The organism is Brevibacillus sp. B_LB10_24 (genome assembly GCF_046036945.1).
Classification (GTDB): Bacteria; Bacillota; Bacilli; order Brevibacillales; family Brevibacillaceae; genus Brevibacillus_C.
Window position 1 is genome coordinate 49701 of record NZ_JBJQOQ010000028.1, and the last position, 11284, is coordinate 60984.

General features: G+C 53.6%; 14 protein-coding genes. 7 read left to right on the top strand and 7 right to left on the bottom strand.

From position 1 onward, the window contains the following. Positions 1 to 16: 16 nt before the first annotated feature. From ACI7RC_RS21015 to ACI7RC_RS21030, 4 genes are all read right to left on the bottom strand, one after another. Complete coding sequence (locus ACI7RC_RS21015; RefSeq protein WP_408110152.1) at positions 17 to 613, bottom strand: DedA family protein; 597 nt, start codon at positions 611 to 613, stop codon at positions 17 to 19. Further along, positions 598 to 1497: a hypothetical protein gene (locus tag ACI7RC_RS21020; protein WP_408110153.1), complete on the bottom strand. Its 900-nt coding sequence runs from the start codon at positions 1495 to 1497 to the stop codon at positions 598 to 600. Before ACI7RC_RS21020 ends, ACI7RC_RS21015 begins: the two co-directional genes overlap by 16 nt. A gap of 65 nt (positions 1498 to 1562) precedes the next feature. Next, positions 1563 to 1928 (bottom strand): DUF423 domain-containing protein, encoded by a 366-nt coding sequence (locus tag ACI7RC_RS21025; RefSeq protein WP_408110154.1) that lies wholly within the window; start codon positions 1926 to 1928, stop codon positions 1563 to 1565. A gap of 93 nt (positions 1929 to 2021) precedes the next feature. Then, positions 2022 to 3251: an MFS transporter gene (locus tag ACI7RC_RS21030; protein ID WP_408110155.1), complete on the bottom strand. Its 1230-nt coding sequence runs from the start codon at positions 3249 to 3251 to the stop codon at positions 2022 to 2024. A gap of 111 nt (positions 3252 to 3362) precedes the next feature. Here ACI7RC_RS21030 and ACI7RC_RS21035 point away from each other — a divergent pair, with 111 nt between their 5' ends. Genes ACI7RC_RS21035 through ACI7RC_RS21055 form a run of 5 tightly spaced genes read left to right on the top strand, consistent with a single transcriptional unit; the run spans position 3363 to position 7094 of the window. Then, positions 3363 to 4265 carry a LysR family transcriptional regulator gene (locus tag ACI7RC_RS21035; RefSeq protein WP_408110156.1) on the top strand — a complete coding sequence of 301 codons (903 nt, stop codon included), beginning with the start codon at positions 3363 to 3365 and terminating at the stop codon, positions 4263 to 4265. Next, complete coding sequence (locus tag ACI7RC_RS21040; RefSeq protein ID WP_408110157.1) at positions 4172 to 4876, top strand: sigma-70 family RNA polymerase sigma factor; 705 nt, start codon at positions 4172 to 4174, stop codon at positions 4874 to 4876. The genes ACI7RC_RS21035 and ACI7RC_RS21040 overlap by 94 nt, the downstream gene beginning before the upstream one ends. Beyond that, the gene (locus tag ACI7RC_RS21045) at positions 4873 to 5355 is read left to right on the top strand and encodes an anti-sigma factor (RefSeq protein ID WP_408110158.1); all 483 of its coding nucleotides are present in this window, start codon (positions 4873 to 4875) and stop codon (positions 5353 to 5355) included. Before ACI7RC_RS21040 ends, ACI7RC_RS21045 begins: the two co-directional genes overlap by 4 nt. 6 nt (positions 5356 to 5361) lie before the next feature. Continuing rightward, positions 5362 to 6471: a hypothetical protein gene (locus ACI7RC_RS21050; protein ID WP_408110159.1), complete on the top strand. Its 1110-nt coding sequence runs from the start codon at positions 5362 to 5364 to the stop codon at positions 6469 to 6471. Further along, entirely contained in the window at positions 6453 to 7094 is a 642-nt protein-coding gene (locus ACI7RC_RS21055) for a LiaI-LiaF-like domain-containing protein (RefSeq protein ID WP_408110160.1), read from the top strand. The genes ACI7RC_RS21050 and ACI7RC_RS21055 overlap by 19 nt, the downstream gene beginning before the upstream one ends. Here the strand turns inward: ACI7RC_RS21055 and ACI7RC_RS21060 are convergent. Both ACI7RC_RS21060 and ACI7RC_RS21065 read right to left on the bottom strand, forming a co-directional pair. After that, complete coding sequence (locus ACI7RC_RS21060; RefSeq protein ID WP_408110161.1) at positions 7085 to 7792, bottom strand: response regulator; 708 nt, start codon at positions 7790 to 7792, stop codon at positions 7085 to 7087. The two genes, ACI7RC_RS21055 and ACI7RC_RS21060, sit on opposite strands and share 10 nt — an antisense overlap. Continuing rightward, entirely contained in the window at positions 7793 to 9418 is a 1626-nt protein-coding gene (locus ACI7RC_RS21065) for an ATP-binding protein (RefSeq protein WP_408110162.1), read from the bottom strand. Between the two features lie 70 nt (positions 9419 to 9488). On the opposite strand from ACI7RC_RS21065, the gene ACI7RC_RS21070 reads away from it, so the two are divergent. Further along, positions 9489 to 10544: a TRAP transporter substrate-binding protein gene (locus ACI7RC_RS21070; protein WP_408110163.1), complete on the top strand. Its 1056-nt coding sequence runs from the start codon at positions 9489 to 9491 to the stop codon at positions 10542 to 10544. A gap of 123 nt (positions 10545 to 10667) precedes the next feature. Beyond that, positions 10668 to 11021, top strand: coding sequence for an ABC transporter (locus ACI7RC_RS21075; protein ID WP_408110164.1), 354 nt, complete (start codon positions 10668 to 10670; stop codon positions 11019 to 11021). Positions 11022 to 11041: 20 nt separating this feature from the next. Here ACI7RC_RS21075 and ACI7RC_RS21080 read toward each other — a convergent pair. Then, positions 11042 to 11284: hypothetical protein (locus tag ACI7RC_RS21080; RefSeq protein WP_408110165.1), on the bottom strand; the 243-nt coding region annotated here is incomplete at its 5' end.

Genomic DNA, 11284 nt, shown 5'->3' on the forward strand with positions numbered 1-11284 from the left:
GATTGGGGATGGGAGGCTACGCTCTGCTCCGTCTCAACCTGAGCAAAAGGGCGGAGACGAGTCCGAGCAGGACGATGCAGATGATGAGGTACCAGCCGTAACGATGGGCAATCCGCTCGACGCGATGCCAGTTTTCACCGAGGGCTCGACCGAGCATAATAAACGAAAAGCTCCATAACAAAGCACCTGAATAAGCAAACAGCGCAAACGTCCGCCGCTCCATCCCGGAGATGCCGGCGAGATACGCGGTAATGTGGCGGATGCCGGGAATGAAGTAGCCAATGAACAGCAGGACACTTCCGTACTTCTCAAACAGATTGTGTGTCCACTGCAATTTTTGCTCCGTAATATGTATTTTCGGCCCGTATTTTTTTAAGAACGGAAGCCCCAGTTTCAAACCTAATATGTAGCTGACGGTGATCCCGGTTGCAGAACCGAGAAAAGCGCTCAACAAAGACAGAGAGAACAAAACATTCCCTTTTGAAACCATGTATCCCAGAAATGCCATTAGCGCTTCGTCAGGAAGCGGAAGTCCGATAACTCCCAGTGCCAGGGCAGCGTATATCCCTACGTATCCGTAGTGGCTGATGAAGTATGTCAGATGTTGTTCCAATGAGACCTCCCCTTTTGACTCCATGATAACAGAAAAGGGCTGACACGAAAAACAGCACCAGTTGGGTTGGGTGCTGTTCGTTTTTTTTCTACTGTTTCTTTTACCAGTTTCCACTTGTTTTCCGCCGGGTCCCACCGCCATTGCGAGGTGACGCAGGCGATGGTATCAGCGTTGACCACACCGGACACGCGCTGCTTTCCCTGCAAATCACAGCCTGCCGTTTGCCTGTCCGCCACCGGTTTCAGTTCGCTGTAGGCATTTGCCATCAAACTGATCGGCTGTATCAGCTTTCCCGCTTTGTACAGATGCAGCCCGTCATAAAAATGTTTTCGGTCATGCAAATCGATTTCGTATGTTTGCTGCGTGTTTTCGAGGGTAAGTTTCGCTGCGTAATTGTCCAGGAGGTTCCCGGTAACCTGCACAGGAGGCGGCACGGGCATCGACACCAGCTTGTCCTCCGCAACCGTATAGAGGTAATAGTCAGAGGTCCCGCCGCTCCCACCGGTTTCCGCCGAGACGAGAATATCTTCTGCATTTCGCCCGGTAAAGCGGCAAAAGCTCATGCGGGGGTTCCAGCCTCCTCCCGAGGAAGCGAAGAAGTATTGATTGCCTGCATCATTTTCGACTGTGACGAAAAGCTTTTCCCAATAGACGCCGGATTGGTCTTTTTTACCGATCAGCGAAACGAGGTCTGGTTTGCCGTTGCCTGTCACATCTATTCGCTTGCTATCCAATAGATACACATTGTTCGGGAGGTTGAATTTCTGATATCCGTCTGGAAGCGGAATCGGCTGCTGCCCTAAAGACGCGGCCAGCCCGGTGCCGGCAAGGCCACTCCCCGCAAGGACGAAGCAGAGCATGAAGATGAGTACGCGCTTTCTCATCAACGAACCCCCTTTTTAGGGTATCGTTTCCATTCTCTGGGCGAATATACAGCTTTCCGCTTGTTCTACAAAGAAATGGCCTGAACTACGAGCAGCAGCCAGCCAATCAGGAACGACAATCCGCCAAGCGGCGTAATCGCGCCCAACTTCCTGATGCCGCTTGCCGCCAAGGCGTAAAGGCTGCCGGAAAAGAGGATGATGCCGATGACGAAGAACCATCCCGCTGTGACGAGAAGGGCGGCGGAACGATCGGCTAACATTCCGGTTAGAAGCAGCGCCAGTGCGTGGTACATCTGATATTGCGCGCCGGTCTGAAAGACCGCCAGCCGATCCGGTGTCAATTTGGATTTGAGCGCATGAGCGGCAAACGCTCCCAGCGCCACCGAGAGAAATGCCAGGATACCGCCGATGATCAGAAATGCTTTCACCATGAACGTACCTTCTTTCTTCAGGAGGGATTGATGAGATCTACTGTTCATAGTGTATTGTACATCTGATCGCGCTGTATATGCCAGTTGTGTTGTCTAATACCTGGCTGTTTCTTCTACCTTTGCCGGCAGCAGCCACTTGGCGGCAAAAGCGAGCAAAAGCAAGGCACCGCCCAGATAGACGACAGACATCCCGGCAGCGCTGTTCATGAAATAAGCGAACATCGGACCGATCGCGGCGCCAGTGTCGATCGAGATGGTGTAGAGGGTGACGATCGCCACTTTTGCCGGCGGAGACTGCGCGGCGCGATCCGCCGCCAAAGTGTCGCTCAAGGTAGTTAAAGCCGTTGCCGTCAATTGCACGCCGATTAGCAGCAGGATCCAGACGCCGAGCGGCATGTGAACGGGTATCAAGGCAAAGAAGACAGCGGCACTGACCAAGGTCCCGCCGAGGAAGCGGCTGCGATTGCCCCGTCCGTCCGAGATGCGCCCGATCAAAGGCGCGAGCCACGGCTCCCATGTCCAGCGCAGCGCTTGCAGCGTACCGGCGATGGATGCAGCGCCAATCGTGATGCCCAATAGAGTCACGTTTTCTGCGTACTGTCTGGCAACAAGGTAACTGACCGTGGAGGTAAAAACGCCGGAGTACAGCATCGAGATATACAGGCCGGTCGCCATTGTCCAGAGAACCTGGCGATCTCGCCAAGGAGAGGCAGCCGCCGCTGTGGAAAGATCGGCAGACTGGTAATTCGTATTCCCTTTGGGCACAAAGCGAAACAGAAAGGGAAGTGCGGCTGCGGTCACGCCGGCAAACAGCAGCGCCACGGACTGCAAACCCCAGGAATCGGCCACTACCCCGCCTGCCAACATGCCTAACAAACTGCCTAACCTATACAAACCGTTGTATGTTCCCATGTAATAACCGCGATTGTCATCATCTGACACGTCAAGAATGGCAAACTGAGCGCCCATTCGCAGGAGGCTCCACGCTACCCCCCAGAGGCAGCGAAGGGCCAGCCAAGCGAGGAAACCGTAACAAAGCCCGTAACCCGCAGTGGTGACGATTGCCAAAAGGACGGCGATCAGCATCGCGGCACGTATGTGCAGTCTCTGGTAAACCCAGGCGATGAGCGGATTTAGCGGCAAGCGGACGATTCGATTGACTGACAGCAGCAGCCCTACCTGCCACAGGGAATCCAGCCCCGTCTCCGCCCAGTGGATGGGCAGCGCGATGTACAGCATCGAATCCCCGAGCAGGCAGGCTGCCGTCAGCAAGGAGATGACAACCACTTGTTTCCGGTTGCCTGTTTTCATAGCAAGCTTCAAGCCCTTTCCTTATCTTTTGGTTACGAATAGAATATATAAGATGCATATTCATAAATCTAATCAATTTTAAGAATAAAATCATAAATTATATTGATGGGTTGTGGGTGTAAAGTGAATCTGCACGCATTGCGCATTTTTACGGAAGTAGCCAATCAAGGAAGTGTGACACGCGCGGCGGAAGCCCTGTTGCTGAGCCAGCCTGCCGTGACGGCACAGGTGCGAAGACTGGAGGCGGAGGTCGGCCTGACACTCTTGACGCCGCAAGGAAGAGGTGTCCAATTGACAGAAGCGGGCGAACTGCTGGCCCGTCATGCGCAGCGCCTGTTTGCGATGGAAAAAGAGATCGAGCAGCGGCTGCAGGCGTTAAAAGAGGGGACAAGCGGCCGCCTGCGAGTTGCGGCGACTAACCTGCCGACCAATTTGCTGCTGCCGGTCTGGCTGGCCAAGTTCAAACGGGAGCACCCGGGAATTCAACTGGAATTGGTGTCAGGAAACTCGCGTGAAGTGTTCGAACGGCTCCTGTCTTTTGAAGCGGACCTCGCTGTGGTAGCTGGCGGTTGGGAAGCAGAAGGCGTCTTGCGCGAGGTGCTGTTCGAGGACGAGCTTTGGTTTATCGTACCGGTTGATCACAAGTACGCGGGCAGACTAGTGCCGCTTGCCGACATGATGAAGGAGCCGTTTTTGCTGCGGGGAGAAGGGAGTTCGACGAGGCAGATGCTGATCTCGCTCTGCATCGCCAATAATGTGGAGCCGCCTGTGGTCGGATTGCAGTTTTACGGCATGTATGAATCCATTCGCTCTGTCATCTCCGGTTATGGAGCGATGCTTGTACCCGCGCTGGCTGCCCGGGAATACGTCGAGCGGGGCGATGTAGCGATCGTCCACGTCGAGGGAGTAAAGCTGAACTGGCCGATCTCGCTTTGCCAAAGAAAGGCAGATCCGCTTTCGCCTGCTGCGGCCCGCTTTATAGGCTGGATCAAGCCGTTTTTTGCCGCAAACAAAAAAATGTTGTAAAAAAGTGCAGGGGACATGCCAGGGCCGTTCGTCTATACAAGAGAGAGAGAAAGGGGGGGAGGAACATCCAGGATGAACAACTGATTCGACAGATCATCGCCGGCGATGCGGAAGCGTTTCGCATCTTCCTGGAACGGTACCGACAGTATCTGTTTCAAGTCGTCTATTCCGTCCTGCGCCATCAAAAAGACGCGGAAGACGTGACACAGGAAGTGTTCGTACAGATCTACCTGTCCCTCCCCCAGTATCAATCCCAAGGGATAAAGGCGTGGATGACCCGGATCGCTGTCAATAAGGCGATCGATTGGAAGCGCAAAGCGCAGCGGAGCCGGGAGGAGCTGACAGAATCAATGGATCAGCTTACCGTCCCTGCCGCGGCGGAGGCGGCGGATTCGCCTGTATTGCAGAAGGAGCACAGGGAGACGATTCGCGGGCGGCTGCATGAGCTTCCGCAAAATTATCGGCAAGTGGTGTACGCCTATTATTTTGAAGAGAAATCGTATCAAGAGATTGCCAGCGAACAGGGGATCGAGATCAAAAGCGTGGAGTCCAAACTGTACCGTGCGAGAAAGTGGATACGCAGCCATTGGCAGGAGGGGGATTTCCGATGAGGCATTACACAAGAGCAGAGTGGACCAGCTATCTGCATGACGTGCTGTCCGAGTCCGAACGGGAGCAGTACGACCAGCACCTGTACAGCTGTGAGGAGTGTCTGGCCCTCTACATGGAATGTCTGGAAGACGGCAAGACAAGCCTTCCGCTGCTGACGGATGAACAGCAGTTTGCCGATGCCGTCATGGTCGAATTGTCCAGGCACGGCATGCCGGCGGTTCGGCCGCAGATAGTGAGCAGGGAACCGAAACGCAGCCAGGTAAAGCCGTGGTATCAACAGACGATCTTTCACTACGGGGTGGCGGCAGCCATCACCTTGATCCTGATGTCTGCGGGAGTCTTTCAGCAGGTGTTTGCGGTCTCGACGCATCTGACCGCCTCGACCCAGGGTGAGCAGCAGTCTTCTTTTTCCGACAGGTTGATGCAAAAGGCGGTTACGGTCATCGATACGATACGGCTTAGCGAGCAAAGGAGGTAGTTGTTTATGAACGAACACAAAAGTGCGCTGGTTGCCTTTTTTCTTTCCTTTTTTCCCGGAGTGGGCCATCTCTACCTCAATCGGAAGCGGGGGATTGTCTATCTGCTCGTATTCATTGGATTGATTGGCTGCGGCCTTTGCCTGGCTTTTTTGTCAGGTAGCGGAGAGCTGTTTGTCTTTTTCCTGATTATTGCCTTCCTGGTGTTGCTGATCAATGTTCTGGATATGCTGGTCGCGCTGCTGAGGGGACGTCCGGTGGCGGCGGTTATGGAGAGCGGCCAAACGGGCGGGACGACTCATCAAACAAGCCAATCGCAGCAGCAAAATGAGCGGTTTTTCACCATCCTGCTCTCGTTTATCCCCGGTTTGGGCCACTTTCAGCTGGGACTGATGACCCGCGGGTCGGCGTTTCTGATCGCCTTCTTCGGCCTGGCCGTGATGGTGCTGTTCGTTACCGTGATAACCGGTGAAAAAGGCTTTGCCCTCTTTCTCGGCGGGCTGCCGATCATCTGGCTCTCCAGTTTGTTTGACGCCTTGCAGCTGCTGGGCCGAAAAGAGCGGGGCGAGGTGATCGTGGACCGGTCGTTTTTTGAAGAGCTGGAAGAGAACCGCGATGCTGGCAGAAAGAGCGGGGTGCTCGCCACCTTTTTATCCGTCATTCCGGGTGCCGGCCATATGTATCTGGGTCTGCAGCGGCGCGGGCTGCAGCTGATGGCGGCGTTCGTGTTCTCGATCTACATCATGGACGTGCTGCGTCTGTCGATTTTCCTGTTTTTGATTCCGATTATTTGGTTTTACAGCTTCTTTGACGGGCTGCAGCAGTTTTCCCGCTGGCGCAGGGGAGAGGTACGGGACGAACCGGTGGCCGATTGGCTGCTGAACCACCAGAAATGGATTGGGATCGGCTTGATTGGACTGGGCGGATATTACCTGTTGGATCAGGTGCTGCTGCCGCTTATCGAACCGAATTTTCCTGATTTTAACATTAGCTTTTTGTTCCACAGCTATGTGCAGACGAGCATTGTCTCCATGCTGCTGATTGGCGGCGGATTAAAATTGCTGCTTGGTAAAAAACAGCGAGAGGAAGGGAAGGCCGAATGCGACAATGGCGAATAGGAACGCTTTCGATGGGGGTCTCCTTGATCATACTGGGAGCGATCCTGTTTCTCTCCCAGTGGAGGGGCCCGCAGTCGATTGATTGGGTGTTTACGTGGTGGCCGATCGTCTTTATTCTGTTGGGGGCGGAGATCCTGATCTTCCTGGCCCTGTCGAAGAGCGAACAGGTTCAGGTCAAATACGACGTCTTCAGCATTTTCTTTATCGGACTTTTGGGATCTGCCTGCATCGGGTTGACGCTGCTTGCCTCCACGGGAGTATTGGGGGAGATACGGCATGCCGTAGCCTCCGTCGACCAGATCAAAGACGTGCCGGAGTTATCCCGGCCCGTGCCGCAGGAGGTGAAGCGGATCGTCGTCCAATCCGCCGGCGTGCAGGTCAGGATGGAACGGACAGCCGGGCGTGATGTTCACCTGTTCGGGACGTACCGCGTCGTCACATCAGCAGAGCGGGATGAACCGGATTATGATGCATCGCAATTTGCTGCCATCCATACCGTTGGAGATACGATGTACGTGACGCTGAAGCGCCCCCCGGAGAGGCGCGGGTTCTCGTCCTACTCCTCCCGGGTCGATCTGGTGCTGGTTCTGCCGAAGGACGTCACGGTAGAAAATCAGGAGTGAGAGGGGGCTTTGACGATCAGGTAGCGATTGGTCGGCCGCCCCACTCCGCCGTAGCGAATATCCCGGCAGACCCTGCCCGTCTTTTCCAGGTACTCCAGGTAGCGCCGTGCGGTGACCCGCGCGATGCCGACCTGCTCGGCCACTTCTTCGGCGGAAAGGGAGCGGGTCTGCTGCGTCAGGAACAGGATCACCTGCTGCAAGGTCAAGGCGTTAAGACCTTTCGGCAGGTGATTCTGTTCTTCGATGGAAATCGGCTGTTTGCCGAACAACAGCTGATCCAGTTCCGCTTGGGAAGAAAACTCCCCCTGTTTGAACTGCGAGCGGAGCAGCCGGTAGTTTTCCAGTGCCTGCTTCAGCCGTTCGAATTGAAATGGCTTCATAATGAAGTCCATGGCGCCGTTTCGCAGCATCAATTGGATCGTCTCTTTGTCTTTCGCCGCTGTGATGACGATCACGTCGACTGGCTCGTTCAGGCTGCGCAGCTGTTTTAACGTTTCGATGCCGTCTTGGTCGGGCATAAAAATATCGATGATGACGAGTTCGGGGCGCAGCTCTTTGACCAGTCTCACCCCCTCTTTTCCGTTCTCCGCTACACCGACTACCGTAAAAGAAGGGATACGCTCGACAAACTGCCGGTTTACCTCTTGAACCATCGGATCGTCCTCGACGATGACAACCCGGATCGTTTGCGTTGTCACTTATTGCCTGTCTCCTTTCATTGGAAATGTCAGGATAAAGCTGGTCCCGACTCCCGGTTCGGAGTCACAGACCCATTTTCCCTTCCCAACCTCGACTACCTGATTGACCAAAAATAGTCCAATTCCGCGGTTTTCGCCTTGTTTGGTAGAGTATCCGCGCTCCATGATGCGTCCCGCCGTCTCGGGAGACATGCCGCAGCCGTTGTCCTCGACCATCAGCGACAACAGCTCGTCATCCTGCTCGATGCTGACGTAGACCTCTTTCTTCTCCCGCACCACCTGGGCCAGCGCGTCAAATGCATTTTCGATCAGATTCCCCAGGACGAGCACAAAATCGTGATGGTCCAAATGTTTGGGGAAACGTTCCAGATGGCTTCGCCGATCGACCACGACATCGACACCCAATTCCTTCCCGCGGCGAATCTTGGCCAGAAGCAGGCCGGAGAGGTTGTCATCGGCGATGCGGCGTGTCAGGAACGTGCTGACGTCGCGCTGCTGCTCGCTGATCTTGAACAGGTAGTCGAGCGCCTTCTCAATCTGTCCGAGCTGAAGCAGGCCGGCGATGGTGTGCAGCTTGTTCATGTACTCGTGGTTTTGCACCCGCAGGGCTTCGACGAATTCTTTGACGCCTGTAAGCTCTTCTGCGATTCGCGTCACTTCCGTGCGATCCTGGAAAATGGCGATCGCTCCTACCGTTTGATCGCCTACGCGTATGGGAATCCGGTTGGACCAGATCAGCGCGTCGCCGATCCGCAGTTCCATATTGTAGACCCCGTGCTGAAGCGCAAGAATTTCCGGCAGGCGGGTGCCGGGGATGACCTGGTGGATATTTTGGCCGATGACATCTCCCGTGATCTGAAAAACCTGCTTGGCCCTGTCATTGATGACCGTGATGCGCTCCTGGTTGTCTATCGCGATGATGCCTTCGTGCATGGCGTGAAACATGGCCGTTCGCTCCCGCAGGATGCGGGCGATTTCGTACGGTTCCAGATTCAGCATCTGACGTTTGATCTGCTTGGCCAACTGCCAGGAGCCCCAGATTCCGAACAGCAGTGACAAGAACAAGGTGATCGCGATGCTTTTGCGCTGACTGAGGATCATCTCGACGATGCCCGGCAAAAGATGTCCGGCTACGACTACACCAACCTGATGGTGCTCGGCATCCATCACCGGGACATACGCCCGAATCGCGACTCCCTGATCTCCCTTCACCTTGTTGACGTAGGTGTGCTCGGTAAAAGCTTCCTCGGCCTCCTTGCCGGTAAACGGGGTGCCGATGCGCTGTTTGACCGGATCCGAGAGGCGAATCCGGTTCATATCCATCACCACAATATAATCAACGCTGTTGATAATCCTGATTCGGTTGGTGATCGGATCAATCTCCCGCCAGCTGTCCGGTTCTGCCATGTTTTCCCTGACGACCGGGATTTCCGCAACGGTCCGGGCCGTGACCAGCAGCCGCTGTCCGATCTCCTCTTCCATCAAGCGAGTCATCGTACCCAGGATGATAATGCCGCCGATCAGTGCCGAAAACAGGACGATGCCGAAAGAAAAAATCGTAATTTTCCACTTGATTGGAAGGTTTCTCAGCTTAAACAGAACGCTTTCCCCTTTACTTCGTTTCATTTTTCGCTACTATGTATGTATTGTGAGATAAGAAACCAATTTTCGCAATCCATAAAAAGCAGGTGTCTATATGAAAGCCATCATCGGAATCGGTTTCTTTATTTTTTTGGGACTGTTCGCTGCGCTGCTGACCGGATTTGGCGGCAACCTTACGCAAGGCAGCCTGCCGTATGACGAGGTCCAGGAAGGTCTCGATGACCGCATTATCATAAAATTTAGCCACGTCGTCGCAGAGAATACCCCGAAAGGACTGGCAGCGGAAAAGTTTGCCCAGCTTGCTGCGGAAAAGACGCACGGCAGAGTAGAGGTACAGATCTATCCAAACGGCATCCTCTATTCCGACCAGGATGAAGCCGACGGGCTGATGCGCGGAGACATCCAGATGATCGCTCCCGCCTTTTCCAAGCTCTCCAATCTGATCCCCGCCTGGCTGGCCCTTGATCTGCCGTTTGCCTTCCGTGATCAGGCCGAAGTGGATCAAGCTTTGCAGGGCGAGATCGGGCAGATGCTGTTTCGCACCCTCGAGGAAAAAAACATGTTTGGTCTGGCCTTTTGGAACAACGGTTTTAAACAGATGAGCAGCAAACTGAAGCCTTTGATCACACCGGAAGACTTCACCGGCCAGCGGTTTCGCATCATGCCGAGCAAGGTGATCGAGATGCAGTTTCAACTGCTGCATGCCAAAGCGGTCCCGATCTCCTTCAACGAGGTGTACCGCAGCCTGGAGCGCGACGAGGTGGAGGGGCAGGAGAACACCATCTCCAATATCTACACAAAGCGTCTCTACACGGTCCAAAAGTACATGACGCTCAGCAATCACGCCTACCTCGGCTACGCCGTGATCATGAACAAAACCTTTTGGGAGAAACTCCCCCCGGATATTCAGTCAGAGCTCGCCGAAGCGATGCAGGAGACCACCGAATGGGCAAACCGGCAGGCCGTCTCCATGAATGAACGGCAATTGCAGGAGCTGAAAGCCACCGGTCTGCACATCCACCAGCTTACCCCAAAGGAAAGGGAGAAGTGGGAAGCTGCCTTCCAACCGATCTACGATCACTATGCACCCGTAATTGGCAGGGAACTCATGTCCAAAATCGCCGAATTGCAAAAGCAGCGGGAAGAATAAACACCCGCTGCTTACTTAATTTAAGAGCATAGCTATGCTAATCTTTTAGGCAGCAAAATTTATTTGCTGAATGTAATCAAATACCTGTCAAAACTGTTCGAGGAAAATAATAGAGGTCAATAGATGATGATCGATAAGGCTTTGATCCAGGTTTACGTTGATTGGCAGGAAAAGCTCGACAATAATGAATGGTATTTTAGTGAAGCATTTGAATCAATTATAAAAGATATGAGTTCTGAGGAAGCATTTGCGTATATCCCAAATATTGTTCGGATGTTACTGCTATTAGAAGATGAATTTTTAATATGGAATACACTGTACTTTCTTTTGACAGTGTACTCAATATCTGATACCACCGAGATACACCCTGAATTAAGAAGTAACTGGCAAGCTCTGACAAAACATATCTCGAAATACCCTGATGTATATAAAACAGCATTTCAAGAACTAAGAAGAAACCTAAGATTTCTAAAATAATTTCTGATTACAATAGCAATCTATTTTTTTCCATTATCAGGAGAAGGCTCGATGAGACCGAGAAAAATGGAGCGAGCTGAGGCCTTGGCAACGCCCGCCCAGTCGGAACGGAAAAAAACGGCACACGCTTGTCGACCAAATTCTGCATTGAACTGCTTCCAGTCATTTTTGGTCGACGTGCCGTTTTTTGTAGTGCAGACGGCCAGTCCCAGCTTCCCCGCCGGCGTGCCACGTACGAAGCGAGCCCATTTTTCTCGGTCTCC